Below are 26,060 nucleotides of genomic sequence, written 5' to 3'. Positions count from 1 at the left end.
TATCAGTTCCCTCGCTCATACTGGCAACGTCATAGCACGAGCAGCTTCGGTTTGGTCGGCGCGAAACGCCTGTAGCTTGGTCGCCAGGTCCGGGTCGTGCAGGGCCAGCAGGCTAACCGCGAATAGCGCGGCATTGGCCGCCCCGGCAGTACCAATGGCAAACGTGGCCACGGGTATGCCTTTGGGCATTTGCACGATGCTGTGCAGCGAGTCTACCCCCTGCAAATGGCGACTGGCCACCGGCACCCCCAGCACAGGCACTGTAGTTTTAGCGGCTAGCATGCCCGGCAGGTGGGCAGCTCCCCCTGCGCCGGCAATAATGGCCTGCAAGCCGCGCGGGCCAGCTTGTTCGGCGTAGGCAAACAGGTCGTCGGGCATGCGGTGGGCCGATACTACACGCGCTTCGTGGGCCACGCCAAACTGCGTGAGAATCTGTACGGCATGCTGCATGGTGTCCCAGTCGCTGCTGGAACCCATCACTACGCCGATCAAGGGTTTGGGATTATTGGAGGAGGAAGGTGTATTCATCAAAATTATTTGGTCGTCGTGCTAAGCGAAACGGAGGGAATTCGAAGCATCTCTACCGCTTCTCTGCTGTAAGGGTCATCCCCTCGTGCAACTGAAACAGATGGTGGCCGCAATGTTCGGTAAAAACGGCTATTTCTTTGAACTCAGGCGCTTCAATGGCAAAAGCATATCTGAACTCAACTTTTGAGTCGTCTTCTAACTCAATGCGTACCATGCTGCTAACTGGAAAGTCAGAAACACTGAGTGTTTCAGGGCTGCTCCCTTTCGCAGTTAGGTAATTTCGCAGCTTGTTTTCCAATGCTCAGGTAAATCTGAGCAGCGCATCTAGGTAGTGATTTTGAGGATGCAACTGCGTCATCTGAATGTGAGTAACGAAGCGGTAGAGATGCTTCGACAAGCGGACGCCAGATCAAGCATGACGTTCTACTTATCAGCGCTCCAGCAGAATTTCCGTCCCCAAAATCACCAGGTCTACCCGGCCTTTCAACGTCTGGTCGATGAAGGGCGTGTTCTGAGATTTGGACTTCATGAATTCCTGCGTGAAGGTCGTTTCTGCTTCGGTATCGAACAAGACGCAGTTGGCTTCCTGGCCGACTTCGATGGCGGGTACCGATAGGCCCATCAGACGGCGCGGCTCCGCCGAATAGCGCTTCACTACCAGGTCCCACCCAAATTTTTCGGGCCGCACGAAGAAGTGATACAGCGACACCAGTGCCGTTTCCAGGCCGGTGATGCCGTTGGGCGCGCTGATGAAATCCTGGGCTTTTTCAAACGGCGTGTGCGGCGCGTGGTCTGTGGCAATCAGATCGAAGACGCCCTCGATGAGCCCTTCGAGTAGGGCATCGCAATCCGCCTGCGTGCGTAGCGGCGGGTTCATCTTGTAGTTGGTGTCGTAGTCGCCGATGTGCTCATCGGTGAACAGCAGGTGGTGCGGGGCCACTTCGGCCGTCACCTTCACATCGCCACGCGATTTCCACCAGCGGATGGTTTCCATACCCAGCTTGCTCGACACGTGCTGGATGTGCACATGCGCGCCCGCCGCCCGGGCCAGGCGAATGTCGCGGTCGATGATGATTTCCTCTGCGCACGCCGGCGAGCCCTTGATGCCGAGCCGGTAGCTCATCACGCCTTCGTTGAGGGCGCGCGGCCCGGCTAGTTCGGGTACTTCGCAGTGGCTGGCGAAAAACATCCCAAACTCAGTGGCGTACTGCATGGCCCGCAACAGTACTGCCGGGTCGTTGGTGGTGTCCCCGTCGTCGGTGAGCATGGTTACCCCGAGTCGGTGCATACCTTCAATTTCAGCCAGTTCCTTACCCTCGCGGTTCTTGGTGACGCAGCCGGAGGTGTACACCGGAATGCGCGACCGGTGCTTGGCATTTTCCAGCACAGTGGCTACTACTGTCGCTGAGTCGATGGCCGGGCGGGTGTTCGGCATCATCACCACGCCGGTAATACCGCCATTGATGGCGGCCTCGCTCCCCGTAGTAATGGTTTCCTTGTTCTCAAACCCTGGGGCGCGAAAATGAACGTGCGCATCAAACATACCTGGCATAAGCACCCGGCCGCGTGCGTCGATGACACGCACGCCCTCGGGAATGGCTAGGTTGCTGCCGATGTCCTGAATTTTTCCTTCGACAATCAGGACATCGCCCTCGAGCAGCACAGGTGAATTTTCGGAGGCGATGCGGGCGTTTTGAAGGAGAAGCATGAAGTGATAATTTCTGTAAACCGGCTAGGGTTGTTGAAGATGTAAGTTAAAAAGCGGCGTCAGCTGTTGCGTCTGGCGGTTAGGGCATAACTAGCTTCGAGCTAGCCCGCTGCTGCGCAGCATACGACTCCTGCCGCGGAAATTCCCCGCCCGGCGTGAGCCAGTCGAGCACAGCCATGCGGATGGAGATGCCGTTTTCGACCTGGTTGGTGATGAGGCTGCGCTCGTAATCCATCACGGCGTCGCACAGCTCGACCCCGCGGTTCACAGGACCGGGGTGCATGATGTAGAGGCCCCGGTCGCGGATTTCGGCCAGCCGGGCAGTGGTGATGCCGTAAACCCGGTGGTATTCGCGGACGCTGGGGAAGAATTGCACGTCCTGGCGCTCCATCTGCACGCGAAGCAGGTACACCACATCGGGCGCCCAGGCCATGGCCGTTTCATAGTCGGTGAAGCGGGGGATGGTTGCCGGGCCGTACTTGGGTACCAGCGAGCCTGGGCCCAGGTAAGCGACTTCAACGCCCAGCTTTTGCAGCAGGGTGCTGGTAGAGCGCGCAACGCGGGAGTGGAGGATATCGCCGATAATGAGGACTTTTTTGCCCCGAGGGTCGGAGAATTTTTCCCGAATGGTGAAGGCGTCCAGCAGGGCCTGGGTGGGGTGCTCGTGCGCCCCGTCGCCGGCGTTGATAACTGAGGCCGTGGTTTGGCGGGCAATCATGCCGGGTAGGCCGGGGTGACTGTGGCGGACGACGATGTAGTCGGTGCGCATGGCCTGGAGCGTCTCGATTGTCTCGCGCACCGACTCGCCTTTGGTGATAGAGGAGTGGTCGACGTTGAAATTCGTTACCTCCGCCGAGAGGCGTTTGGCGGCCACCTCGAAGGAGGAGTGCGTCCGGGTGCTGGCCTCATAGAATAGCATGAGCACGGACTTGCCATCGAGGGCAGGAATTTTCTTCACCGATTGGGTGAACAATTTTTTAAAGGACGTGGATTGGTCGAGCAAAAACTCGATTTCCTCACGGTGAAGGGATGCGATGTCGAGCAGGTCTTTACGTGCCATACCGGAGTTGAGGAAAAGTGAGGTTGTCTAACTAAAAGGAACAAGGTGAAGTCTTATCTGCTACTACCCATGATGGAGCAGCCACCTACTCGCGTGTGGGCTGAGGCATTAGCGGCAGCAACCACGGTTGGGGGCGAGCGTGTTGGTGTTCAGGGGGGTAGGGTAGGGGGTAGGAGCGTTTAAGGTATGCCCTACAAATTGGTGGCGGGGCGACAGCCGACGAACGCACTGGGCATAAAAAAACCGTTTCGAAATCCGAAACGGTGGCGGCGCAACACCCAGAAAAAACAACGGAAATACCAGAAGCAAAATCGGGAAAACCAACGGTGGCGAAGACCTTGCGGCCTACTCGCGGCTCCCCGCCGAGCAGGGCCCCGCGCTTCATCATCAAGTTTTTTGGTTGAAGCACGATGCAAAGCTACGGTATTGTTACGTATTCTTTAAGCATGTTAAGCAAGAATTTCTGTTGAGGCAAACGTACGCATTGAGGAAAAACGAGCAAAAAACCTCCGGCTTACTACGCTACGCGGAAGCGTTTCGGGCTGATTTGGTGCCTCTATTCCTTCAGCTGTAAGTTGGGTCTTGGGGGTAGACGCATGGCTTAGGGTAGAACTCCTGTCGAAAAGCAAAAAGCGCATCTAAATCAAGGCTCAGGGCATCTTGTAAATCCTCGTTGGAGAAATCAAATTCTCAGTGCGGAGGCGGTGGTCTGATGGTATTTTTAGTAGGCCTACCCTGCTGGTGCCACAAACTACAAACCTCTCCTTCGCGGACTTGATAGATTGTAAAATAAACATATAATCTTCTTGATTTCAGATGGTTATTTTTTTAAAGCACGGCCAAGGCTTACCCCAGCAACCCAAAGCGCTCTAAAAAAAAGCGTGCTATAATCAACTGTGTTGAGCGAAAGTCGGTAGATACTCGTTGCCACACACGAACCTTTTCGTAACGCTCCTGTTGTCCTGATATGTCTGACTCCACTAAACGCGCCCGGGTACGCAAGCCCGTTGAATCGCCAAGCACACCTCTTTCTTCGGCAGAACATCTGGCAGCACTCCACGCCCGTGAAGCGGGTAAAACCGTCATGTATCAGGTAGACGCCTGGGGTCATGTGGAAACGCGCTTTGTTCGGTCGCAGAACGTTGAGGCGTGGCTCGCCAAAGGCTTCTTTGTTCGCTAGCCCCGCGCAACCATAGTGCATTCCTGAAGCTCCGTTGATAAACGGAGCTTTTTGTTTTTCCACCTGGTACCTCAAGCCGCCAGCATGTGGCTACCAGGGGTAGGGCGCGCGTAGAACTAGAGAATTCCGCCAAGGGATTGAAAACTGCTAATTCATCGTCCTTTTACAGTATCGAAGCCCTGGCTACGGCATTCGCTTAGTAACCACTAGTTGCAACAGCCCTTGTTGGCGGTGCTCTTATCTTAGAGGAGCGACGTACGTACGACGCCCGATTTTTTCGGTTGGAGGAATGCGCGTACCGCCATTAGTTTCAGAGCAAAGATTGATTTGCGAAAAAATTGCATCCATCCTCTGCTAACAGCTTACGTAGAAAGTGTGTAGCAGCTAGTGAGGCCAACTGTAGCCTACCCTACCCGCCGAGCCCAAACGGCCACTACCCACGCACCGCTGTGCGTATCCAGAATGTATCGCAGACATTAACCTTCGAAAACTGTACGATTTTATGAGTGACTTAGCTAACCTACAGACTTTGCTTGGCCAAACCCTTCGCATACAGTACCAGCTCCAAGGCTCGGAGCAGGGTAACGCCACACTCACCGTGCAGCCCGACGACCAATTAGTAGTAGGGCCCGCGGGCAGCCAGCTCGTGTATTCGTTTCAGGATGGGCGCTTCGTGAGCCTGGAGATTCTGGTGGCCGCGGGATGATGCAGCGGGTGCTTTAGGGAACGGCACCGGCTTTGGCATCCTGCTCGGCAGAAATGCGCGTCAGACTCTGAGAAGTGAGCAAGCAGGCCAGCAACCCGGTCCAGCCGGTTTGGTGGCTGGCACCCAGGCCGCGTCCGTCGTCGCCATGGAAGTATTCGTAGAATAGGGGGTAGTCGCGGAAGTGTGGGTCATATTGCAGCCGCTCGTTGGTCCCAAAAGATGGCCGACGCCCTGTAGAATCCTGCAAAAACAGCTTGTTCAGGCGTTCTGTGAGGGCGTTGGCAATTTCTTGCAGGGTGCAGTGGTGGCCGGAGCCCGTTGGGTATTCCACCTGGAAAGCATCGCCGTAGTAGGCGTAGAAGCGTTGCAGTGACTCAATAAGGAGATAATTAATCGGAAACCAGATGGGGCCGCGCCAGTTGGAGTTGCCGCCAAACATATCCGAATCCGACTCGCCGGGTAAATAGGCTACAGTGAAGTTGGCCTCGGCCATGGGAAAGTAGTAGGGCTGCTCTTGGTGGTAACGCGACAACGCCCGAATGCCAAACTCCGACAGGAACTCCTGCTCATCCAGCATGCGGGTGAGCAAACACCGGAGGCGGTGGCTGCGTAGCAACGACAGCCGATGCCGCGCGCCCTGGCCCGGCACCTGCCAGTGCGACACTAGCTCGGCCAGGTGCGGACGGTTGTGGAGCAGCCAGCGCAAACGCTGCGCAAATTCGGGTAGGGCGCTGAGCAACGTATCATCGAGTACTTCCACGGCAAACAGCGGAATCAGCCCCACAATGGAGCGTACTTTTAGCTTGGTACGCACGCCGTCGGGGGTGTGCAGCACATCGTAATAAAAGTTGTCTTCCTCGTCCCAGAGGTTGAACTGCCCGTCGCCCCCTTTGGTCATGGCTTCTACGATGTAGAGGAAATGCTCGAAAAACTTGCTGGCCATTTCCTGGTACACGGGGTTGGTGAGGGCCAGCTCCAGGGCAATGCGCATCAGATTCAGTGCGTACATCGCCATCCAGCTGGTGCCGTCGCTCTGCTCGATGTGGCCGCCAGTGGGTAGGGGCGCCGAGCGGTCGAACACACCAATGTTATCCAGCCCCAAAAAGCCGCCCTCGAAGATGTTGCGGCCGTTGCGGTCTTTCCGGTTCACCCACCACGAGAAATTTAGGTTGAGCTTATGAAACATAGCCTCCAGAAAGACCGTGTCGCCGTGGCCGTTCCGCTGCATCTGATCCATCTGGTACACGCGCCAGGTAGCCCAGGCGTGCACGGGTGGGTTGGCATCGGAGAGGTTCCACTCGTAGGCGGGCAGCTGGCCGTTGGGGTGCATGTACCAGTCGCGGGTGAGCAGGCGCAGCTGCTGCTTGGCAAACTCGGCATCGACCATGGCCAGTGGGATGCAATGGAAAGCCAAATCCCAGGCCGCGTACCAGGGGTACTCCCACTTGTCGGGCATGGAGATGATGTCGGCGTTGTAGAGGTGGCGCCAGTTATTATTGCGGCCCGTGCGCCGCTCGCTCGGGGGCGCCACAAACTTGGGGTCACCGTCGAGCCACTGGTTCAGGTCGTAGTAGTAGAACTGCTTGCTCCAGAGCATGCCGGCAAAGGCCTGTCGCTGCACGTTGCGGGCATCGGGGTCGGCCATACCCTGTTGTAGGGTGGCGTAGAACGCATCGGCCTCCTGCCGGCGCTGGGCGACTACCTGATCGAAATCAGCAAACGGAGCCGGGAGGGGCGTTTTACGCAGGCGTACCCGCACGGTCTGCGCCTGGCCAGCGGCTACAGTCAGCTGGTAGTGGGCCGCTACTTTGGTGCCGTATTGCGCCGTGTTGATGGCCTCCTGCCTACCCTCTACCAAGTAATCGTTGATGCCGTCTTTGTAGAATTTTCCTTCCTCGGGCCTGTTATAGAGGCGGACGCCATTGGTGTCGTTATCGCAAAAAAGCAGCGCCGGGGTCTGGTCACAGTAGAGCTGATACTCTCCTAGCTCCGGGTGCGTTAGGTGCACGGTACCCGGCCCTGTACTGCGTAGCTGCGGGCGGGGACGGTAGTGCTCAAAGGCCCAGGTGTTCCGAAACCACGCCTGAGGCAACACGTGCAAATTAGCCGTTTCGGGGCCTCGGTTATGCACCGTTAGTTGCAGCAGCAGGTCTTCCGGCCCCGCCTTGGCGTATTCAATGAACACGTCGAAGTAGCGACTTTCGTCGAAGATGCCCGTGTCGAGCAGTTCATATTCGGGCTCCTGCCGCGTGCGTTGCGCGTTGTGCGCACGCAACTGTGCATACGGAAACGCCTGCTGTGGATACTTATACAGCATCCGCATGTAGGAGTGGGTAGGAGTGCTGTCGAGATAATAGTACAGCTCCTTCACATCCTCGCCGTGGTTGCCCTCGCCGTTGGTGAGGCCAAACAAGCGCTCCTTCAGCATCTCATCCTGGCCGTTCCAGAGGCCCACACCCAGGCACAGTAGCTGCCGCGCGTCGCTAACGCCGCCGAGGCCTTCCTCGCCCCAACGGTAGGCGTAGCGGCGGGCCATATCGTGAGTGATGTAGTTCCAGGCATTGCCATCAGACGAGTAGTCTTCGCGCACAGTGCCCCATTGTCGCTCCGTTAGGTAGGGCCCGAATTTCTTCCAGGCGGCTGTTTCGGCGTGATCTTCCGCTAATCGTAAGTGTTCTGGGCTCATAGAAAAAGAAGGCGCAACGGGTGCGCGTAGTCAGCATACCAACTTGGCACCCGACAGGCAGTACCGAATTCACGACTTTGACCAGTGATAGTTCACTGGCCAGGCAGTCGCATCAATACAAGAAAGAAGGAAAGTAGTACGCCGTAGCACGTGTCAGACCTCAGGTGAAGAGAGGTATAGCAGGCGTGAATATACAGCGGGCGCCCTGGTCATACGCGGGCTCTAAAAGCTGAGTTTTCGGCGAGCTGAGCCGTATAAGTACTTTTTCTGCCCTCGTCGAGGCTGGCCGAAGCCGCGCTACGGGCGGGAAGGGCTACGGCGTGCTGCGTTGCACGGCCGGCAACCCATGAGGCTGTGGCCAACGAGAAAAACACCTAGTGTAAAATCCCTATTTAGCCAGATCGAATTACGTATTTTCTGGATGGTGGCCTACAAAGGCCAGGGCGTATAACCAGTAGGTGCAAGGCCCGGCAACTACAAGAGGCCTTCTCCATCGCTCGCCATCGATTGATCGGGCCTACTGTCGCGTTTCCGTATCCCTTTCTTTTCCTATGGCCACCTCTTCTGCTGCCCGTCATCACCCGGTGCTCACCGGCCTCCTTGTGCTGGTTGGGGTACTGTTGGTAGGCGGCGTTGTTGCCTACTTCGCCACTGATAAAGGCAAGGACTTGCTGCCTACCCTAGAGCAGCCGACGCTCAACATCAGCAACGTCACCCGCGAAAAAATCAAGGGCCAAATGGTGGTGCAGCTGCATAACCACGCGCCCCTCACGCTTCGCATCGACAGCCTGCGCTACGTGACCCGCGTAGATGGGAAGCAACTGGCGCAGGGCCACAAAAGCCAACCGCTTGTGGTCCAAAAAAATGCCACCAACCGCCTGGAGCTTCCGCTGGAGTTGAATTTGCCCGAACTAACCCGCAAAGCCAAAGAAGCGCAGCGCGACTGCGTAACGGTGCACATGCACACCGTGCTCTACGCCGATTTGCCTGGCGTGGGTCCTCAGCAGATTCCGGTAGATGTGCGCAAGCGCGTATACATTCCTAAACTGCCTAAGATTGAGGTAGCCGATGTAGACGTGACCAAGCTAGGCCTAAAAAACGGCGAAGCAGTGGTAAACCTACGCGTGACGAATTACGAATCCCTCCCATTTACAGTCGAGCAAGTGAACTATCGTTTCCAGATAGAAGACGACCTCGACGTGAAGGGCCAGGAAACCAAGAACGTTACGTTCCGCAAGAAGGGCATCGAGCTACTGCCCATTCACGTTCGGTTCGACACCAAGTCGATGCCGAAGGTGCTGTTCAAGTCTCTTTTCAAGGCCAAGAAAACCGACTATAAACTCACGGGCACCGCCACTGTGGCGGCCGGCGAGGCCAGCGCCCGCGACGCTACCATGCGCTTCAACAGCACCGGCACCGTGAAGGACCTGAAGGAGCTGGCCAAAGCCAATAAGGAAAAGTGAAAGCCGAACGGCACCTGCACGAAGTCGGTCTAACATAATGCCGCCGCCCGCAGCAGAGCTGCTGGGGCTAGCACAGCCGAGCGAGTGCAGAAAGGGCAGAAGTTCTACCTGAATACAAAAAGCACAGCACTAGACCTTGACAGCCGTTTGCATGTCTACTACCTCTGGTTGCAGCAGGCTACCTAGCAGCTGGCGCACGGTAGCCACGTTGGCCACGGCATAGCGGGCCAGCGAGCGAGGCGTGGGGCCTACCTTCAGGGTATACGCTTCCGGGGGTAGGGCCACAAAGGTGTCCTCGTCGGTGCGGTCGTCGCCCAGGGCCAGCACAAAAGGCGGGGGCTTGGGTCCGAGCCACTGAGCAGCGGCCGTGCCTTTGTGGATGCCAGCGTTCTTGATTTCGAGCACCTTCTTGCCTTCCAGTACGTGCAAATCGGTGTTAGACGTCATAAAAGCGAGGTGGTTTAGCAGGTCGCGGGCACGCAAGGCACCCAGTCCGGCATCGGCGCGGCGGTAGTGCCACACCAAGGAGTAGTCTTTTTCTTCGATGAAGGCGCCCGGCGTACGGCCCACATACTGCTCCAGAATAGGCCGAATATCGCGCTTCCACTCGGCGCGCAGACCTTCCTGAAACAAGTGCCACCTGCTGCCAGCCCGGCGCAGCCACACGCCGTGCTCGGCAATAAAATCGATGGGCAATTGACCCAGCCAGTCGTCCAGCGTCGCCCGGTCGCGCCCGCTGATAACGACTACCTGATTACGCGCATCGGCTGCCAGGTTGCCCAGCAGCTCCAGTAGTTCTTGGTCGGGGCGGGCCTGCTGCGGATTGTGTTGGAAGCGCACCAGCGTACCATCGTAGTCCAGCAGCAACAGGCGCCGTTCGGCCACTTGGTAGTCGTGGCGCAGCTGGCTTTGGGCATGGGCATCGAGCACATCGGTGGCTAGAGTTTGCTGTTTGATTTTGCTATAGGTCAGTCGGTCCATAAATAGCCGCGTCCAAGCAAATACATTGTACTGCCGCACTAGCTGCTGCATGGCTGCCATGCGGGTCTGTTGCTCCTCGTCGGGTAGGTGTAGGGCTTCGCGCAGGGCTTCTACCACTTGGTTGGTGTTGGTCGGGTTGATGAGCAACGCCTCGGCCAGCTCCTGCGCCGCCCCGGCCCGCTCGCTTAGAACAAGCACCCCGCGCTGATCGGCTTTGCTGGCAATGAACTCCTTGGCGACCAAGTTCATGCCGTCGCGTACGGGTGTCACCAGGGCCACGTCTGCCAGGCGGTACAAGGCCGATAGCTCCTCAAAGGGAAACGAGCGGTAGAAGTAGTGAATGGGATTCCAGCTGATGGTGCGGTACTGTGCATTGATGCGCCCCACCAGCTCGTCGATTTCTTCCTTGAGGGCAGCGTATTGCGGCACTTGGTCGCGGGAGGGCACCACCACCATCAGCAGATTCACCCGCTCACGCCACTCGGGGTAGCGCACCAGCAGCGCCTCGAAGGCATGTAGGCGCTGCGCAATGCCCTTGGAGTAGTCGAGCCGGTCGATGGACAGCACCACTTTCGCGTCGCCCAGTGCTTGCCGGTACGCCTGCTCGTGCTGCTGCGCGGCCTCCGAAATGGCCGCGTCGGCGTAGCGTTGGTAGTCAATGCCCATCGGAAAGGCATCGACCAGCACCGGACGGTCGGGCATTTCCACCTGCCCGTTGTGGTTGGGCAGCCCCAGCAGGTGCGACACCGCGCTCAGGAAGTGGTGCATGTAGTCGAAGGTGTGGAAACCGATGAGGTCGGCGCCCAACATGCCGCATGCCGCGCACTAGCTCGGTGCCCCAGGGTAGGGCCCGCAGCAGCTCGTAGGAGGGAAACGGAATGTGCAGGAAGAAGCCAATAGTAGCCTCCGGCCGCTCGCGGCGCAGCATTTCGGGTAGCAACAGCAGTTGGTAGTCGTGCACCCAGATGGTGTCGTCGGGGCCGGCCAGCGCCAGTACGGCCTGACAGAATTTCTCGTTCACGGCCACGTAGGCGTCCCAGTGCGCTTGCTCGTAAGTGGCATACTGCGGGAAGTAGTGGAAGGTAGGCCAGAGCGTGGAGTTGCTGAAGCCCTCGTAGAAATCCCGGATTTCGGCTTCGGTCAGAAACACCGGGGCCATGCTGTCGGCGCTCAGTTGCTCGCGTACGTGGTCCTGCTCGGCGGGGTCGTCTACGGAGAGGCCGGGCCAGCCTACCCACACGTTGCCCTCGGCCCGGTAGATGGAGCCCAGGCCCGTGGCCAGCCCGCCTTCGCTGGGCTGAAACGTAAGGCCCGTGGCCGCGCGCTGTACTTTGGTGGGTAAACGGTTGGAAATAATAATGGTTCTGGACATAAGTCGAAAGCGATAGGCAGGGTAGGAGAGAAGACCTTATTCTGCCTCGTTGAAATCCGGCAGCGTGAAGCGCTGGCCCCTGGAAAGCAAGTGCAGGCGCAGGTCGCGGATGGAGAAGACCTCGCCGGGCGCAATGTCAGGGATGGTGTTGCCGGTGCAGTGGTGCCCATCGAGCACCACCACCATGCCATTGCCGATAACCTCCACCTCGCGGCCTTTGCTTATCAGCACCGCCGTATCTTCTTCCAGCCCCAGCCCAATGCAGCCGGGATTGGTAGCAATAATCTGGGCCATACGCACCATGCGGCCACGGGCAATAAAGTGGGTGTCGATGGCCACATCGCGCAGCAGTTGCAGACCCGTGGTGACATGAATTTCGTCCTTGACAAACCCGGCATCGTTGCGTCCCTGGTAAATCATGGGCGTGCTCATGGCCGTGGCCCCGGCGCTGGTGCCGGCAATGAGAAGAGGCTCGTGGAGGTAGCGCTCGGTGAGGCAGTGCAGCAGCTTGGTGCCACCAAGCAGGGCCGTGAGGCGCAATTGGTCGCCGCCGGTGAACAGCACGCCGTCGGCCCGATTGATAATCTCCAGCGACTCGGGGCTGTTGGCCTGCTCGCGGCTCTGGATGTCGAGCACTTCCACTTGCTCAATTCCCAGCGAGGAAAACACCTCTACGTAGTCCTGAGCAGCGGCGGCAGCGTCTTCGGCCGCCGTGGGGATAACCACGATGGTGCGGGAGCCGTGCAGCTCATCCACAAAGCGCTGCAAAATAAAATCGGCCGATGTATCGTGGTCCTGCGCCTGCTCATCGGCCTTGTGGCGCTGTTCGTGGCCGCCAATAGCCAGTAGGCGGCCCTTTGGTCGTGGGGTATGGGTAGACATGAATGAAAAGCAAGGAAAAGGTAGGCAGCAAACACGCTCCTACCCGCTGTAACGGGTAGGAGCGTGCACACTAATCAGTTGGGGACGACAACAGCGGCGTGGTAGCCAGCCACATCCCAGCCCTTCGATACGGGTTGCCGTAAGGACGGACTCAGCTTGTTGTACGGTGCGAAAAGCCAGCAGGAGACGTCAAAAACACGGATTTGGAACAGGGGAAACGCGTATTTTCTTCAACGAATACCAGTGCTTTCGGTCGGTGGGCCTACCCCAGAAGGGAGCACGCCACCCGCAGACTCAGTTTACCTGCTTGCCTGCGTGCCCCACGGGCGTAAGCTGCCATAGCTGCCCGCCGCCGGTAGGCAAACAGTGCAGGCGGTAGTAGCCACGGAGCTGCTGCCCGCCAGAGGTGAGGTGGAGCATGCCGCGTGCCAGCTGGGTGCGCAGACTGGCGTTAGTGCCAGCGGTAGCCAATACCACTTGGACTGAACCTGTTTCCAGGGACCGTAAAGAAGGAGTAGAATCCTCAGTAGCTAACCGCCAGAGTAAGACAGGGTGCTTGGCTACCTGCTGTAGTGGTTGAGACACCACCCAGCTGGCCACCACGCCCGTGCCGTCCTCCAGTACCAGCTCAGGGTAGGTAGGAATACTTGGCGAGCAGCCAATAGCAAAGCGGAGAGCCGGGTGGGGTGGTACTACCACTACATCGGCAAACATGAGTTCGGGATTCATAGCGAGGGTAGGACGGGATAGTAGCATGCTCTATATAACGGCGCCTACCCAGATACAGCGGTACAGAAAATACGGATTCTTCCAAGGTTCATTCTCTGGTATACTCCGAATTTGTACCTAGTGCGCACAGCGGGAATTGTCTTAAAATATTGATAAAAAGAGGATTGCTTAGTAAGTGTTTTCTGCGAAATACTCCTTTAGGCAAACGCTTGACTATAACTATTAGACGCGCCAAGCAGTAAAGCGTTGGTGGTTAAAGTATAGTTATTGGGGACTGACTGCACTAGTACCTGAGCCAGTACGCTGATGCAGCGGCGGTAGCGCCCTTGCCGGCTGGTGATGGAAGAGCAGAGCCTCACGCAGAATATGAAGAAAGAGGAGATACAGATAACGGATTGGCAACGAATTCTGCTGGGGCAGGCCCCGTTTGAGTTTCTGTTGGAAGTGGTCGTGCGCACGCTTATCATCTACGTGGTGCTGGTGCTGGCCATGCGCGTGTTGGGTAAGCGCATGAACGCGCAGCTCTCCGTGGCCGAGCTGTCGGTGATGATTATGCTGGGCGGCATCGTGTCGGTGCCCATGCAGGTGCCCAACCGGGGCCTGCTGCACGGTATGCTGGTGCTATCGTGCATGGTGGGCATGTACCGGGGCATCAACTGGCTGGCCTACCGGTTTCGGCGCGTCGAGCAGCTGACCCAGGGCAACCTGCACATCATCGTAGCCGATGGGGTGCTGAACCTGCAAGCCATGCACCGCGTCCGGCTCTCGCGGCAGCAGTTGTTTTCTTACCTGCGCGCCGCCCATATGCAGCAGCTTGGACAGGTGAAGCGGGTGTACCTGGAGGCCAATGGCAAGTTCAGCATCTACCCGCAGGAGCCTCCCCGCCCTGGGCTGTCGCTCCTACCCGAGAAAGACCCGGCCATTCGGGAGGCCGAACCCGCAGACCACACCGTGAAGGTGTGCCAGCAGTGCGGCCACCCCGAGGCGGCCGACCACAAACCATGGCAGTGCCCCCACTGTGGGCATCAGCACTGGGCAAATGGTGTATGTAAGCTCTGATCTACTATGAAGCCAGAAGACATTCACCTCACCGATTGGCTCCGCATCCTGGTGGGCGAAGTGCCAATCAGCTTCTACCTCGAGGCCGTTCTGCGTGTGGTGTTCATCTACCTGCTCCTGTTGGCCTGTATGCGCTTGATGGGTACCCGCATGGGCTCGGTGCTCACCCGCAACGAGATGGTGGCCATGGTGTCGTTGGCGGCTGCCAATGGCGTTGCCCTCATGGCGCCCGACCGGGGACTGGTGCCGGTGGTAGTAGTGGCGGCCATCATTGTAGGCTACCAACGTCTGATTGCGTGGTGGGCGCTCCGCAGCAAGAAATTCGAGAGTGTCGTGCTAGACGATGTGCGGATTCTGGTACAGGATGGCCGTTTGCAACTAAACGGGCTACAGGCTAGCGTGTTGTCACGGGAGCAAATGCTGGCCAAGCTGCGGCAGGAAAGTGTTCGTAACCTGGGTATGGTGCAGCGGGCCTACCAGGAGGCCAGCGGAGATTTCTCTGTTCTAATGTTCACGGAGCCGCAGCCCGGCCTGTCCATTCTGCCAACAGAAGACGCGGCTTTCCGGGACGAGCAGCAGAAAGTCGAGGGCCAGTTTGCCTGCGGCAGCTGCGGCCACCTGGAGTCCAATGCACAGGTGCCTACCCACCAGTGCACACGCTGCGGCGAACAGGAGTGGCAGCCCGCCGTGCTGGGGTAGGAGGCGACCAGGCACGGCGGGCTCTAGATTCCCCTTAGTTCCGCCCTTTAAGGTGCGGGCACGAGGGGTGGAGGCGAAAAACGGGAGCAGTAGTGTGTACTACTACAGCGGTTTTGCAGGCCGTGTACCCGCTGGCGTGACCCCACCCCCAGCCCCTCCGGGAGAAGGGTGCGTTCTAATGGAGCTATTAGCTAACAGCCATTGGCTATCAGCTTCGTCTGGCACCCCTCTCCCGGAGGGGAGGGGCTGGGGGTGGGGTCACGCCAGCGCAACCTGTACACCGACTACAAAATGGCTGTAATAAAGCCTGCGTTTTGCCACAGCCACACTTGTTGTTATTTATCAACCACCTCTGTTGCCAGCGCTGCCAAATCCAGCCCATCAAATGTGCCAGAGGTCATCATCAGCAAGTTGGTGTTCTGCCAGTTTTGCTGATGCAGAAAATCGGCCAGGGCCTTGCTATCGGTGAATACCTGCAAATTGGGACGTTGGAAGGCCTGTTGCACGGCCTCGGGGGGTAGGGCCGGTAGGCGCTTGTGTTCCAGCACGTGCGGGTTGAAGTAGACTACCGCCACATCGGGCGCATCGAACGTGTGGGCGTACTGGGGTAGGAAGGCTGGGTTGAGTGAGCTGAAGGTGTGCAATTCCAGGCAGGCTACCAGCCGGCGCTTCGGGAACTGCTGTTTTAGGGCTGTGGCCGTGGCTTTCAGCTTGCTAGGCGAGTGCGCAAAGTCCTTGTACACCACTGAGTCTTGGCCCTCGCGCACCAGCTCCAGGCGGCGTGCGGCGCCTTTGAAAGTCGCAATGGCTTCGTAAAAATCCTTGCCTTTGATGCCCAGTTGTTTGCACACCTCCTTGGCCGCCGAAATGTTGCGCAGGTTGTGGGCGCCAAATACCTGCACAGGCACCTGCTCATCGCGCTTGGTGAGGAGGTAGGTTTTGCCATCGCGCAGCACATGCTCGTGCGGGCCGTAGCCCACGTACTTCACGTCGGGCGAGGTAGGTACGGTCACGAGCTGCACCTGCTCGTCGTCTTGGTCGTAGATGAGCGTGCCGGCCTTGGGCGTCATCTCCGCGAAGATTCGGAACTGCTCGCGGTAGATTTCCTCCGTCGGAAACACATTGATGTGGTCCCAGCTGATGCCGGAAATCACGCCGATGTGATGCTGATAGAGGTGGAACTTTGGCCGCCGGTCGATGGGCGACGACAGGTACTCGTCGCCCTCAATGATGATAATGGGCGCATCTTCCGTCAGCTGCACCATCAGATCGAAGCCCGCCAACTGGGCGCCCACGGCGTAGTCGAACTTGCGCTGGTGGTAGCGCAATACGTGCAGAATCAGCGAAGTAATGCTGGTTTTGCCGTGCGAGCCGCCAATCACGATGCGCTGCTTGTCCTTGCTGGCCTCGTAGATGAACTCCGGAAACGAGTACACGCGTAGGCCCAGCTCCTGAGCGCGCAGCAGCTCGGGGTTGTCGGGACGGGCGTGCATGCCCACAATCACGGCGTCGAGGTCGGCGGTGATTTTCTCCGGGAACCAGCCTTCTTCGGCCGGCAGCAGCCCGGCAGCTTGCAGGCGACTTTTGGCGGGCTCAAATATCTCGTCGTCGGAGCCCGTGACGTGGGTACCGCGCTGGTGCAGGGCCAGGGCCAGATTGTGCATGATGCTGCCGCCGGTAGCAATCAGATGAAGGCGCTGAAAAGAGGAAGGGGTAGCGGGCATTGAGTAAGCGAAACGATGCAAGCGAATGGGCGGCAAAGGTAGGCAGATAGAACATACCAGCCGGAGTAGAGGTTAGGGAGGGACGCAACCAGAGCCGGCCGGTTATTGAGTGGGTAGGCGTGGCGTGCTGTCGCCTACCCACCCAAACAGGCAAATGGTCCTGCTGTCTGGTCGACACACACCATGTAACATAGTAAAAGAAACTGTATTTCCCACACGTGTTTTCTTCGCGTTAGCCGTTAGTTTTGTACCCCTTTTGCCTGGCCTGGCCGGGTGTGCGCCGGGCACGGCCGACTGAACATTTTTTGGTGCAGTCGCCGGCTGCTACTCCAGTTCTGCTTACCTTGTATTTCCCTCAACCCAATGAATGACCGGATGGATGACCGCCTGAAACAATCGGCCTCGCGGGCCAAAGCCGCCTGGACCAGCCGCCCGCCGGCTATGTCGATGGCTGCGCCTGCCGGCAAATTGCCCCCCCAGGCCCGCGAGCTGGAAGCAGCCGTTCTCGGCGCGCTCATGCTGGAAAAGGACGCCCTCACCACCGTTATCGACATCCTGAAGCCCCAAAGCTTCTACGACGACCGCCACCAGAGCATTTTCAAGGCTATTCTGAGCCTGTTTGATAAGTCAGAACCCATTGACCTGCTCACCGTCAACCAGGAGCTGAAGGAGTTGGGCGAGCTGGAAATGGCTGGTGGCACGCACTACGTGGCCAACCTTACTTTCAAGGTGAACTCGGCGGCCAACATTGAATACCACGCCCGCATCATCACCGAAAACGCCATCAAGCGCGAGCTGATTCGCATTGCCAGCGAAATCCACCGCGACGCGTTTGAGGATACCACCGACGTGTTCAACCTGCTGGATGCCACCGAGCAGGCGTTGTTTGAAGTGTCGGAATCCAACATCCGCAAAAACTTTGACGACATGCGTTCCTTGATGGGCAAGGCCATCAAAGAGCTGGAAGAAAAGAAAAACCAGAAGGACGGTCTCACCGGCGTGCCCTCCGGCTTCTCAGCCCTAGACCGTGTGACGAGCGGCTGGCAACCCTCTGACTTAGTGATTATTGCAGCTAGGCCAGGCATGGGCAAAACTGCTTTCGTGGTATCAGCCATGCGCAACGCGGCCGTGGACCACAAGAAGCCGGTGGCCATTTTCTCGCTGGAAATGTCGTCCATTCAGCTCGTGAATCGTCTGATTTCGGCGGAGGCGGAGCTGGATTCGGAGAAGATCAAAAAGGGGAACCTGGCCGACTACGAGTGGGCGCAGCTCAACCACAAGATTTCCTCGCTGTCGTCGGCGCCGATTTTTATCGACGATACGCCCGCGCTCAGCATCCGCGAGCTGCGCACCAAGTGCCGCCGCCTCAAAGCCCACCACGACATCCAGATGATCATCATTGACTACTTGCAGTTGATGACGGGCAACTCGGATGGGGGTAAGGGCGCCGGCAACCGCGAACAGGAAATTGCCTCTATCTCGCGGGCACTCAAGGGAATAGCCAAAGAGCTGAACGTACCCGTGCTGGCGCTGTCGCAGCTCTCACGCTCCGTAGAAACCCGCGGCGGCGATAAGAAACCGCAGCTGAGTGACCTGCGTGAATCTGGTTCTATCGAGCAGGACGCCGACATGGTGGTGTTCCTGTATCGCCCGGAATACTACAAGATTACGGAAGACGAAATGGGCAACCCTACCCAGGGCATGGGCGAGGTAATCATTGCCAAGCACCGGAACGGCTCCCTAGAAACGGTGCAGCTCAAGTTTATCGGTCGCTTCACCAAGTTTGCCGACCTCGACGGGGTAGGCGGCTTCGAGGGTGGCGGCGACTACAATCCCGGCGCCTTCCCTACCAGCACCTTCGACGAGGACCCGAGTGCCTTTGCCCCAAACACCATTCGTCTGGGCTCGCGCATCAACAATGACACGCCGCCCCCGCAGGCCTTCCCCCGCAGCAACTTCGGCAACGAAGACCCGCCGTTTTAAGAATAAAACCTTGTCATCCTGAGCACAGCGAAGGACCTTATCACAGTAGAACGACAAGCGTCAGATAGTAATTCTAACGCTTGTCGTTCTACTGTGATAAGGTCCTTCGCTGTGCTCAGGATGACAAAAGAGCTTTCAACCTTCTACCCTCACAGCAATGCGCGTAGCAATTATTGGATGCGGCAACATGGGCATGGCCTACGCCAAATCCTTCCTGCAAAACAACCTGGTGAAGCCCGAAAACATGCTGCTGGTGGCTAAGAGCCCGGCCCGGCAGACGGAGCTGGAGGGTAGGCAGGCCGGGCGCGTACTGTTGGGTATCACGCAGGAGGTAGGCCAGTATGACCTAATCATTGTGGCCGTGAAGCCCCAGGACTTCAGCGCGGTAGCGCGGGAACTGCGCGATGTGGTACAGCCCCATCAGATGGTGCTGTCCATCATGGCCGGCATTCCCATTGCGCGGTTGCAGCAGGAGCTGGCGCATCCGCTCATCATTCGGGCCATGCCCAACACGCCGGCTCTCATCGGGCTGGGCATGACGGCCTACGCCGCCGCCGAGGGCCTGACGGTGCGGCAAATCCGGCAGGTGGAAAACCTGATTAACTCCACCGGGCGGGCCGTGTTTCTAGAGCAGGAAAACCTGCTCGACGCCGCCACAGCCGTGAGCGGCAGCGGCCCGGCCTACTTCTTCTACATTGTGCGGGCCATGATTGAGGCCGGCCGCCAGCTGGGCTTCGACGAGGCCTTGGCCGCGCAGTTGGTGAAGCAAACGATGTTGGGCTCCTTCCACTTGCTCAACAACTCCGAAAAGTCGCTGGATGAGTTGATTAAGGCCGTAGCCTCGAAGGGCGGCACCACGGAGGCGGCCCTCACGGTATTCGGGGAGCGGGATTTGGCGGGGGCGCTGATTGGGGGAATTAGCGCGGCCGAGCGCCGGGCGGGGGAGCTGTCGAAAGGGTAGGGTACAGGATACATACCATTCCCACTCGGCTTGCCTAGCCTATACTTCCTGTGTATGGGCAGCCGAGGCAGCATCTAATCGAAGCTGATGCGCATTTCCCCAGTCTTTTAGGATGCTGATAACGGGCTCAAGCGTGCTGGCATAGGGCAGCGCTTGGTATTCGACTACAACCGGCGGGCCGGGATGCACCGTGCGCGCAAGGAGCTGGTGGGCTTCTAAGTCCTTGAGCTCCTTGGCCAGCACTTTCGTGGAGATACCCGGAATACTGCGCTCCAGGCCCCGGAAGTGATGCACACCTGAGAGCAGCGCTACGATTATTTGCAGCTTCCATTTGCCGCTGAACACGGTCAGCGCGCTACGTAATCCTTCTATGGTGTGGGTGCATTCCGCGGCGTTATGCTTGAGCATAGTAGAGTAAAGAAAAATTGTGATTTGGAAGAAAAACAGCTGATTACCTACCGGAAATCAGGTTACGAGGGCGTAATCTGCAACTTCTACGGAGAGCAAACAAAAGGGTAGCTGATTACTTGAGGAAACCAGAGTACCAGTGGTACGTCGAAACAGGGTGGGTAGATGCTGCCCGTTTTCGCATCGTTTTTTCTTCCTCATTTTACCTTTTTTCCTATGCAGATCCTGCAAATTATTTCCAGCGCCCGCGGGGCCGAGTCGTACAGCACCCAACTCAGCCAGGGAATTATCGACAAGCTACGCGCGGCGCATCCTGGTAGCTCCGTGGTAGTACGCAACCTGGCTAAGAATCCGTTTCCTCACCTGGAAGAAGCCCATCTGCAAGCCTATTTCACACCGGTTGAGGCGCGTTCGACGGAGCAGCAGCAGGCCGTGCGCCACTCCGATGAGGCCATTGCGGAGGTACTCGCTGCCGATGTGCTGGTCATTGGAGTGCCGTTTTATAACTTCTCCATTGCTTCGTCGCTGAAATCGTGGCTCGACCACCTGACGCGGGCGGGCATCACGTTCCGCTACACGCCTACCGGCCCGGAGGGACTGATAACGGATAAGCGGGTGTACCTGGCCGTAGCCAGTGGCGGCATCTACTCCGAGGGACCCATGCAGCCCTACGATTTTGCTACGCCCTACCTACGCTGGATGCTCGGGTTCCTGGGTATGACCGACATAACCGTAGCCCGCGCCGAGGGCGTGAAGCTACCCGAATTTCAGGCCCAAGCCCTGCAAAAAGGCCTAGATAGCGTGGCCGTCTAGCCATTACCTCAGGCGAGGCGTACCAACCCGACGGCCGCTGGGCTGGGGCGCCTCGCCTGAGGTAATGGCTGAATGATTTTGCGCAGTTTGCCTCATTAGATTGTTATCTTAAGTGAAATAGCTGGCCTTGTTCCTACCCTATAATTAGGGTTCTGCTGCTACGGACGCGGTACTGTTGTTGCAAGTCAACGCTGCCCTCGGATAGTAGTAAGATTCCCGGAAAACCCAGCGCTACCACCCCTTCGCCTTTGCTATGAACTCTCTGCAAGACCTCCACAAAACCGCTTCCGCGTTTCAGAAAACCGATAAAATGCCGGTGCTTTTCGTGGGGCACGGCTCGCCCATGAACGCGCTGGCCGATAACCCCTTCACCCAAACCCTGCACCAGCTGGGTAGGGATATCCGAAACCGGCAACCGCCGCGGGCGGTGCTGGTGGTGTCGGCGCATTGGCTCACGCGCGGCACCTACGTGGCCGTGAACGAGCGGCCCGAAACCATCCACGACTTCGGCGGCTTTCCCGACGAGCTGTTTGCCATGCAATACCCCGCGCCCGGCGCACCTGACGTGGCCCAGGAGGTGCTGGCCGCCCTACCCGACGCCCACCCCACCGACGAGTGGGGCCTCGACCACGGCACCTGGACGGTGCTGCACCACTTGTTTCCGGAGGCAGATATTCCGGTGTTTCAGCTCAGCATTGACTACGGCCGGCCGCTCACCTTCCACGCCGAGCTGGCCCGGCAGCTCCAATTTCTGCGCCGGCGCGGGGTGCTGGTGGTAGGCAGCGGCAACATTGTGCACAACCTCCGTCAGAGCATGCCCCACTTCCTGCACAACAACCCCGCGCCCCACGCCTGGGCCGCGGAGTTTGACGCCTGGGCCAAGCAGAAAATCGATCAGCGCGACCTGTTGGCGCTGGCACACTACCAGCAGGCCGGCGCCGCCGGTTCCCTCGCCGTGCCTACCCCCGACCACTACATCCCGATGCTCTACAGCCTGGCCCTAGCCGAAGCCGACGACGATATCCGGCACGCCTTCGAGGAGGTGAGCTTTGGTGGGATGAGCATGCGCACGTTTGTGGTAGGGTAGGGGCGGCGTTCTAGTGCTGGCTACCCGAGTGGACAGGCAACCCTCTGCGCCGGCCGTACATCTACCATAGCACAAGTCTATTCATCTTGTGCACCTGATGCGAAATCTACTTCTGCTGCTGCTCGCCTTTGCCGTTGCTACCCCGGCGGTTGCCCAGCAACCGACTGATACCGTGTATCGCGCCACGCCTCGCAAAGTCAACGAACTGGTGCACACGCGGCTGGACCTGCGGTTCGACTACGCCAAGCGCTACGCCTACGGCAAAGAATGGCTAACGCTAAAGCCGCACGCCTACGCCACCGACTCGCTGCGGTTGGATGCGCAGGGCATGGATATTCAGGCAGTGGCCTTGATGAAGGGGGATGTGCCGCAGCCCCTGCCATACGACTACAACCAGCGGCAATTGCTGATTCGGTTGGGGCGAATGGTGCCGGCGGGGGAGGCGTATACCATCTACATCGAGTACACGGCCAAACCCGACGAGCTGCACGCGAAGGGCTCGGCGGCTATTCGAGATGCCAAGGGCCTCTACTTCATCAACCCCGACAGCGCGGAGGCCGGCAAGCCTGTGCAAATCTGGACGCAGGGCGAGACGGAAGCCAATTCGGCCTGGTTCCCAACCATCGACAAGCCCAACCAGAAGTCTACCTCCGAAATCAGTCTGACGGTGCCCGCTAAGTACGCTACCCTCAGCAACGGCCTGCTGGTGAGCCAGGTGCCTGCCGGCCCCGGCCTGCGCCGCGACACTTGGAAAATGGCGCAGCCCCACGCGCCCTACCTATTTATGCTGGCTGTGGGCGACTTCCAAAAAACCACCGATACCTGGCGCGGCAAGGAGGTGAGCTACTACTTGGAGCCGCGGTACGCCGCGCAGGCCCGCGCCATTTTCGGGCAGACGCCCCCCATGCTGGAGTTTTTTTCTAAGCGTTTGGGCGTGGAGTTTCCGTGGCAGAAGTACGCCCAGGTGGTGGTGCGCGACTACGTGAGTGGGGCGATGGAAAATACCACGGCCTCGTTGTTTGGGCCGCACGCCCAGGGCACCGCCCGCGAGCAGCTGGACTGGGAGTACGCCGATGTGGAGCGCGAAATAGCCCACGAGCTGTTTCATCAGTGGTTTGGCGACTACGTGACGGCCGAAAGCTGGAGCAACCTGACCATGAACGAGTCGTTTGCCAATTTCTCGGAGGTGCTGTGGGCCGAGCACGCCCACGGCCCCGATGCTGGCGCCGCCCAGGCCGACCGCAGCCTGCGCAACTACCTGAGCAGCGCCGGCAACTATGCCAAGCCGCTCGTGCGCTTCACCTACGCCGACAAGGAAGACATGTTCGACGGGGTGAGCTACCAAAAGGGCGGTAGCATCCTGAACATGCTGCGTAGCTACCTGGGGGAAGAAGTGTTTTTTAAGGGCTTACAGCGCTACCTGACCCAAAACGCTTTCGGAACCGGCGAGGCCCAGCAGCTGCGGCTGGCCCTGGAAGAGGCATCGGGGCAGGATCTGAACTGGTTTTTCAACCAGTGGTACTACCGCGCCGGTCACCCCATTGTCACGATTGACTACGCCTGGGATGCGGCTCGGAAGGAGCAGCAAGTCACCATCAGGCAAACCCAGCCGGGACCGGCCTTTCAACTGCCGCTGGCCGTGGATGTATACGCGAATGGCCAGCCCACGCGCCACCACATTACCGTGCGGGCGGCCACCGAAACCTTCCGCTTTCCGTCGGCCAGCAAGCCGGATTTGGTGAACGTGGACGCCGAAAAGGTGCTGGTCTGGCAGAAAACCGACAACAAGCCGCTGGCCGCGTACGCCTACCAGTTCCACCACGCCCCGCGCTACCTCGACCGTCGCGAAGCCCTGGCGGCCGCCCAAACGCAGGTTACCCAGCCAGTGGCCCAACAGCTACTGGTAGCGGGCCTGGCCGATCAGTCGCCGGTGCTGCGCCAGTTTGCTATCGAATCCCTGGCGCTCCAGCAGGCGGGTTTGCGTAAAGCGGCTACGCCCGCGCTGCTACAGCTCGCTACAATCGATTCGTCGGTGCAGGTGCGGGCGGCGGCGCTGCTGGCGTTGGGTTCGCTCAAGGAGAAACGGTATGCCCCGCTGTTTGCGCAGGCTTTAGAAAGTCCGTCGTACCGGGTGCAGGGGGCGGCGCTGCAAGGGCTGTTGCCGCTGAATCCGAAGCTGGCTCTGACCCGCGCGTTGGCTTTGGAAGCCGACAATACGGGTGCCCTCACAGTAGCCCTGGTGCAGGTATACGGCCAGGTAGGCACGCTGGCGCAATGGCCCCTGATGCGGAAAAAGTACGACGCCGCTACCCCCATAAACCGTCTGGACATGCTGCCCGGCCTGGGCGAAATCCTAGGCCGCCTCGACGACCCTACCGCCCTGACCGAAGGCATCACCCGCATCAAAGACCTGACGGTAGGCTTCAAACCCTACCTGGATTACAAGCGGCTGATTGGCCTGCTCCGCCAGATTCAGCGGCGCCAGGCCGGCCGCCCCAATGCGGCGCTTGCGGCTACACTGGTAGCGCAGGCCGTAGCAGAAATAGAAGCGGCGTAGGCGAGGAGGTAGAACGAAGAACGCGGGTTGTTGGCTGGGTTTCTACCTCTCCGTCTTTTCCCGCGCCGCAAACGCCTGCCGGGCCTGGGCTACCTCCTGCGCGTGCGCATTGGCCCAGGTGCCCAGGCCCGAGAAGGCAACAAGCAAGCTGTGGCCCAGCGGCGTGAGCTGATACTCCACGCGGGGCGGCACCTCGGCGTATACGTGGCGCTGCACTAGCCCATCGGCTTCCAGGGAGCGAAGCGTGACGGTAAGCATGCGCTGCGATACGTCGCCGATTTGCTTGCGCAACTCGTTGAAGCGCAGCGTGTCGGTGGCGCCCAGGTGCAGGATGCAGAGCAACGACCATTTATCGCCGATACGGTCGAGGACGTGGCGCACGGGGCAAATGCTGGCGGCCGTTTGGGCATCTTGCAAAATTTTTTGCGCCTCAGCTCGAAAAACAAGGGGCTGATTATCAGTGATAGTTACGTGCATGTGCCTAAGGAATAAGAAAATGCCTTCTTGCAGACGATAAACACACCTGCTAGCTTTGGGTTACTAAAAGTAACTATTGTATTTAAAAGAACCAAGCCCATGATTGCCATCACCGGAGCTACCGGCCACCTCGGCCAGGCTACCCTCAACGCTCTATTGTCTAAAGTTCCTGCCAACCAACTGATTGCGTTGGTGCGAGACCCGCAAAAAGCCACCGACCTGAGTGCCCAGGGCGTGCAGGTGCGACAGGGCGACTACAACGACCCCGCCACGCTGCAAGTTGCCTTTCAAGGCGCGGAGAAGGTGCTGCTGATTTCTGGTGACGACTTGGAAAACCGCTTGCAGCAGCACAAAAACGTGATTGACGCGGCCAAAGCAGCGGGCGTGCGCCACGTGCTGTATACCAGCGTTATCAATCCTTCGGCCGATTCGCACTTCGGCGCCTCGCCCAGCCACGTGGCCACCGAGGCCTACCTTAAAGAGTCGGGGCTGACATACACGCTGCTACGCAATACGCTGTACCTGGACATCCTACCTATGATGATCGGGGAAAACGCCCTACCCAGCGGCCAGCTCTACGCTGCGGCCGGCGAGGGTAAGGTGAGCTACGCGCTCCGCCAGGACCTGGCCGAGGCCACGGCCGCCATCTTGGCTACCTCCGGCCACGACAACCAGACCTACGACCTGGCGCCCGCACCGGCCTATTCCTTCCAGGATGTTGCGGCTACGCTGAGCGAGGTTGCCGGTCAGCCCGTGCAGTATGTGCCCATTACGCCGGAAGCCCTGGCCGCCGGCATGCGCGAGCACCACGTGCCCGAACCCGTAGTGATGATGATGGTCGGCTTATCAAAAGCCATGGCGGCCGATGAGTTCAACCTCAGCAGCCCTACCCTGGAGCAACTGCTAGGCCGCCGCCCCACCGACTTGAAAACGTTCCTGACGGGCGTTTACGGTAAGTAAACAGCAGAATTATTCAGCAAACGGCCTCCGTTTTTAC

The 26,060-nt window shown here is 58.8% G+C and carries 24 protein-coding genes; 12 read left to right on the top strand and 12 right to left on the bottom strand.

The window, feature by feature from the left end:
* Positions 1 to 15: 15 nt before the first annotated feature.
* The 4 genes from purE to F1C16_RS09580 all read right to left on the bottom strand — a co-directional run bounded on the left by purE (position 16) and on the right by F1C16_RS09580 (position 3,296).
* On the bottom strand, positions 16 to 528 hold the full coding sequence (gene purE, locus F1C16_RS09595; RefSeq protein ID WP_185284101.1) for a 5-(carboxyamino)imidazole ribonucleotide mutase: 513 nt from the start codon (positions 526 to 528) through the stop codon (positions 16 to 18).
* Positions 529 to 580: 52 nt separating this feature from the next.
* Entirely contained in the window at positions 581 to 826 is a 246-nt protein-coding gene (locus F1C16_RS09590) for a hypothetical protein (RefSeq protein ID WP_185284100.1), read from the bottom strand.
* A 132-nt stretch (positions 827 to 958) separates the two neighbouring features.
* The gene (locus F1C16_RS09585; RefSeq protein WP_185284099.1) at positions 959 to 2,236 is read right to left on the bottom strand and encodes a dihydroorotase; all 1,278 of its coding nucleotides are present in this window, start codon (positions 2,234 to 2,236) and stop codon (positions 959 to 961) included.
* 79 nt (positions 2,237 to 2,315) lie between these two features.
* Positions 2,316 to 3,296, bottom strand: a complete 981-nt coding sequence (locus F1C16_RS09580) for an aspartate carbamoyltransferase catalytic subunit (RefSeq protein ID WP_185284098.1) — start codon at positions 3,294 to 3,296, stop codon at positions 2,316 to 2,318.
* 45 nt (positions 3,297 to 3,341) lie between these two features.
* On the opposite strand from F1C16_RS09580, the gene F1C16_RS09575 reads away from it, so the two are divergent.
* The 3 genes from F1C16_RS09575 (at position 3,342) to F1C16_RS09565 (ending at position 5,182) form a co-directional block, all read left to right on the top strand.
* Positions 3,342 to 3,479 carry a hypothetical protein gene (locus F1C16_RS09575; RefSeq protein ID WP_185284097.1) on the top strand — a complete coding sequence of 46 codons (138 nt, stop codon included), beginning with the start codon at positions 3,342 to 3,344 and terminating at the stop codon, positions 3,477 to 3,479.
* A gap of 784 nt (positions 3,480 to 4,263) precedes the next feature.
* Positions 4,264 to 4,476 (top strand): hypothetical protein, encoded by a 213-nt coding sequence (locus F1C16_RS09570; RefSeq protein WP_185284096.1) that lies wholly within the window; start codon positions 4,264 to 4,266, stop codon positions 4,474 to 4,476.
* A gap of 502 nt (positions 4,477 to 4,978) precedes the next feature.
* Complete coding sequence (locus F1C16_RS09565) at positions 4,979 to 5,182, top strand: hypothetical protein (RefSeq protein WP_185284095.1); 204 nt, start codon at positions 4,979 to 4,981, stop codon at positions 5,180 to 5,182.
* Positions 5,183 to 5,195: 13 nt separating this feature from the next.
* On the opposite strand, the gene F1C16_RS09560 is transcribed toward F1C16_RS09565, so the two are convergent.
* Positions 5,196 to 7,868 (bottom strand): glucosidase, encoded by a 2,673-nt coding sequence (locus F1C16_RS09560; protein ID WP_185284094.1) that lies wholly within the window; start codon positions 7,866 to 7,868, stop codon positions 5,196 to 5,198.
* A 551-nt stretch (positions 7,869 to 8,419) separates the two neighbouring features.
* Between F1C16_RS09560 and F1C16_RS09555 the strand changes: the two genes are divergently transcribed.
* On the top strand, positions 8,420 to 9,331 hold the full coding sequence (locus tag F1C16_RS09555) for an LEA type 2 family protein (RefSeq protein WP_185284093.1): 912 nt from the start codon (positions 8,420 to 8,422) through the stop codon (positions 9,329 to 9,331).
* A 129-nt stretch (positions 9,332 to 9,460) separates the two neighbouring features.
* Here the strand turns inward: F1C16_RS09555 and F1C16_RS09550 are convergent, their stop codons facing one another.
* The 4 genes from F1C16_RS09550 to F1C16_RS09540 form a co-directional block, all read right to left on the bottom strand.
* Positions 9,461 to 11,080 carry a bifunctional alpha,alpha-trehalose-phosphate synthase (UDP-forming)/trehalose-phosphatase gene (locus F1C16_RS09550; RefSeq protein WP_308461654.1) on the bottom strand — a complete coding sequence of 540 codons (1,620 nt, stop codon included), beginning with the start codon at positions 11,078 to 11,080 and terminating at the stop codon, positions 9,461 to 9,463.
* Positions 10,968 to 11,684, bottom strand: coding sequence for a trehalose-6-phosphate synthase (locus F1C16_RS23210; RefSeq protein WP_308461653.1), 717 nt, complete (start codon positions 11,682 to 11,684; stop codon positions 10,968 to 10,970). Before F1C16_RS23210 ends, F1C16_RS09550 begins: the two co-directional genes overlap by 113 nt.
* Before the next feature lie 36 nt (positions 11,685 to 11,720).
* Positions 11,721 to 12,566 (bottom strand): cyanophycinase, encoded by an 846-nt coding sequence (locus F1C16_RS09545; RefSeq protein WP_185284092.1) that lies wholly within the window; start codon positions 12,564 to 12,566, stop codon positions 11,721 to 11,723.
* Between the two features lie 294 nt (positions 12,567 to 12,860).
* Positions 12,861 to 13,295 carry a hypothetical protein gene (locus F1C16_RS09540; RefSeq protein ID WP_185284091.1) on the bottom strand — a complete coding sequence of 145 codons (435 nt, stop codon included), beginning with the start codon at positions 13,293 to 13,295 and terminating at the stop codon, positions 12,861 to 12,863.
* A 339-nt stretch (positions 13,296 to 13,634) separates the two neighbouring features.
* Here F1C16_RS09540 and F1C16_RS09535 point away from each other — a divergent pair, with 339 nt between their 5' ends.
* Both F1C16_RS09535 and F1C16_RS09530 read left to right on the top strand, forming a co-directional pair.
* Positions 13,635 to 14,354 (top strand): YetF domain-containing protein, encoded by a 720-nt coding sequence (locus F1C16_RS09535; protein WP_185284090.1) that lies wholly within the window; start codon positions 13,635 to 13,637, stop codon positions 14,352 to 14,354.
* A 6-nt stretch (positions 14,355 to 14,360) separates the two neighbouring features.
* Positions 14,361 to 15,053, top strand: coding sequence for a DUF421 domain-containing protein (locus F1C16_RS09530; RefSeq protein ID WP_185284089.1), 693 nt, complete (start codon positions 14,361 to 14,363; stop codon positions 15,051 to 15,053).
* Between the two features lie 335 nt (positions 15,054 to 15,388).
* On the opposite strand, the gene murC is transcribed toward F1C16_RS09530, so the two are convergent.
* Complete coding sequence (murC, locus tag F1C16_RS09525; RefSeq protein WP_185284278.1) at positions 15,389 to 16,777, bottom strand: UDP-N-acetylmuramate--L-alanine ligase; 1,389 nt, start codon at positions 16,775 to 16,777, stop codon at positions 15,389 to 15,391.
* Positions 16,778 to 17,218: 441 nt separating this feature from the next.
* Here murC and dnaB point away from each other — a divergent pair, with 441 nt between their 5' ends.
* Complete coding sequence (gene dnaB / locus F1C16_RS09520) at positions 17,219 to 18,760, top strand: replicative DNA helicase (protein ID WP_243900256.1); 1,542 nt, start codon at positions 17,219 to 17,221, stop codon at positions 18,758 to 18,760.
* Positions 18,761 to 18,917: 157 nt separating this feature from the next.
* The gene (proC, locus tag F1C16_RS09515) at positions 18,918 to 19,721 is read left to right on the top strand and encodes a pyrroline-5-carboxylate reductase (protein WP_185284087.1); all 804 of its coding nucleotides are present in this window, start codon (positions 18,918 to 18,920) and stop codon (positions 19,719 to 19,721) included.
* Positions 19,722 to 19,760: 39 nt separating this feature from the next.
* Here proC and F1C16_RS09510 read toward each other — a convergent pair whose 3' ends face one another.
* Positions 19,761 to 20,129, bottom strand: a complete 369-nt coding sequence (locus F1C16_RS09510) for a helix-turn-helix domain-containing protein (RefSeq protein WP_185284086.1) — start codon at positions 20,127 to 20,129, stop codon at positions 19,761 to 19,763.
* Positions 20,130 to 20,345: 216 nt separating this feature from the next.
* Here F1C16_RS09510 and F1C16_RS09505 point away from each other — a divergent pair, with 216 nt between their 5' ends.
* The 3 genes from F1C16_RS09505 to F1C16_RS09495 all read left to right on the top strand — a co-directional run bounded on the left by F1C16_RS09505 (position 20,346) and on the right by F1C16_RS09495 (position 24,586).
* Positions 20,346 to 20,942, top strand: a complete 597-nt coding sequence (locus F1C16_RS09505; protein WP_185284085.1) for an FMN-dependent NADH-azoreductase — start codon at positions 20,346 to 20,348, stop codon at positions 20,940 to 20,942.
* Between the two features lie 253 nt (positions 20,943 to 21,195).
* On the top strand, positions 21,196 to 22,029 hold the full coding sequence (gene ygiD / locus F1C16_RS09500) for a 4,5-DOPA dioxygenase extradiol (RefSeq protein ID WP_185284084.1): 834 nt from the start codon (positions 21,196 to 21,198) through the stop codon (positions 22,027 to 22,029).
* A 97-nt stretch (positions 22,030 to 22,126) separates the two neighbouring features.
* Entirely contained in the window at positions 22,127 to 24,586 is a 2,460-nt protein-coding gene (locus F1C16_RS09495) for a M1 family aminopeptidase (protein WP_185284083.1), read from the top strand.
* Positions 24,587 to 24,628: 42 nt separating this feature from the next.
* Here F1C16_RS09495 and F1C16_RS09490 read toward each other — a convergent pair whose 3' ends face one another.
* Entirely contained in the window at positions 24,629 to 25,063 is a 435-nt protein-coding gene (locus tag F1C16_RS09490) for a helix-turn-helix domain-containing protein (protein WP_185284082.1), read from the bottom strand.
* A 99-nt stretch (positions 25,064 to 25,162) separates the two neighbouring features.
* Between F1C16_RS09490 and F1C16_RS09485 the strand changes: the two genes are divergently transcribed.
* Positions 25,163 to 26,023 carry an SDR family oxidoreductase gene (locus F1C16_RS09485; RefSeq protein WP_185284081.1) on the top strand — a complete coding sequence of 287 codons (861 nt, stop codon included), beginning with the start codon at positions 25,163 to 25,165 and terminating at the stop codon, positions 26,021 to 26,023.
* Positions 26,024 to 26,060 lie beyond the last annotated feature (37 nt).

It is taken from the genome of Hymenobacter sp. NBH84 (assembly GCF_014217645.1).
GTDB classification, from domain to species: Bacteria; Bacteroidota; Bacteroidia; order Cytophagales; family Hymenobacteraceae; genus Hymenobacter; species Hymenobacter profundi.
The sequence above is the reverse complement of the archived record's forward strand: the minus strand, read 5'-3'. Positions and strand labels throughout refer to the sequence as shown.

Coding starts and splice junctions, on each gene's coding strand:
- F1C16_RS09505 (WP_185284085.1), top strand. CDS start 20,346: ATGCAGATCCTGCAAATTATTTCCAGCGCCCGCGGGGCCGAGTCGTAC.
- F1C16_RS09580 (WP_185284098.1), bottom strand. CDS start 3,296: ATGGCACGTAAAGACCTGCTCGACATCGCATCCCTTCACCGTGAGGAA.
- proC (WP_185284087.1), top strand. CDS start 18,918: ATGCGCGTAGCAATTATTGGATGCGGCAACATGGGCATGGCCTACGCC.
- F1C16_RS09495 (WP_185284083.1), top strand. CDS start 22,127: ATGCGAAATCTACTTCTGCTGCTGCTCGCCTTTGCCGTTGCTACCCCG.
- F1C16_RS09545 (WP_185284092.1), bottom strand. CDS start 12,566: ATGTCTACCCATACCCCACGACCAAAGGGCCGCCTACTGGCTATTGGC.
- F1C16_RS09550 (WP_308461654.1), bottom strand. CDS start 11,080: ATGCACCACTTCCTGAGCGCGGTGTCGCACCTGCTGGGGCTGCCCAAC.
- F1C16_RS09555 (WP_185284093.1), top strand. CDS start 8,420: ATGGCCACCTCTTCTGCTGCCCGTCATCACCCGGTGCTCACCGGCCTC.
- murC (WP_185284278.1), bottom strand. CDS start 16,777: ATGCCCGCTACCCCTTCCTCTTTTCAGCGCCTTCATCTGATTGCTACC.
- F1C16_RS09535 (WP_185284090.1), top strand. CDS start 13,635: ATGGAAGAGCAGAGCCTCACGCAGAATATGAAGAAAGAGGAGATACAG.
- F1C16_RS09530 (WP_185284089.1), top strand. CDS start 14,361: ATGAAGCCAGAAGACATTCACCTCACCGATTGGCTCCGCATCCTGGTG.
- F1C16_RS09490 (WP_185284082.1), bottom strand. CDS start 25,063: ATGCACGTAACTATCACTGATAATCAGCCCCTTGTTTTTCGAGCTGAG.
- F1C16_RS09510 (WP_185284086.1), bottom strand. CDS start 20,129: ATGCTCAAGCATAACGCCGCGGAATGCACCCACACCATAGAAGGATTA.
- F1C16_RS09560 (WP_185284094.1), bottom strand. CDS start 7,868: ATGAGCCCAGAACACTTACGATTAGCGGAAGATCACGCCGAAACAGCC.
- ygiD (WP_185284084.1), top strand. CDS start 21,196: ATGAACTCTCTGCAAGACCTCCACAAAACCGCTTCCGCGTTTCAGAAA.
- F1C16_RS09485 (WP_185284081.1), top strand. CDS start 25,163: ATGATTGCCATCACCGGAGCTACCGGCCACCTCGGCCAGGCTACCCTC.
- dnaB (WP_243900256.1), top strand. CDS start 17,219: ATGTCGATGGCTGCGCCTGCCGGCAAATTGCCCCCCCAGGCCCGCGAG.
- F1C16_RS09570 (WP_185284096.1), top strand. CDS start 4,264: ATGTCTGACTCCACTAAACGCGCCCGGGTACGCAAGCCCGTTGAATCG.
- F1C16_RS09585 (WP_185284099.1), bottom strand. CDS start 2,236: ATGCTTCTCCTTCAAAACGCCCGCATCGCCTCCGAAAATTCACCTGTG.
- F1C16_RS23210 (WP_308461653.1), bottom strand. CDS start 11,684: ATGTCCAGAACCATTATTATTTCCAACCGTTTACCCACCAAAGTACAG.
- purE (WP_185284101.1), bottom strand. CDS start 528: ATGAATACACCTTCCTCCTCCAATAATCCCAAACCCTTGATCGGCGTA.
- F1C16_RS09540 (WP_185284091.1), bottom strand. CDS start 13,295: ATGAATCCCGAACTCATGTTTGCCGATGTAGTGGTAGTACCACCCCAC.
- F1C16_RS09565 (WP_185284095.1), top strand. CDS start 4,979: ATGAGTGACTTAGCTAACCTACAGACTTTGCTTGGCCAAACCCTTCGC.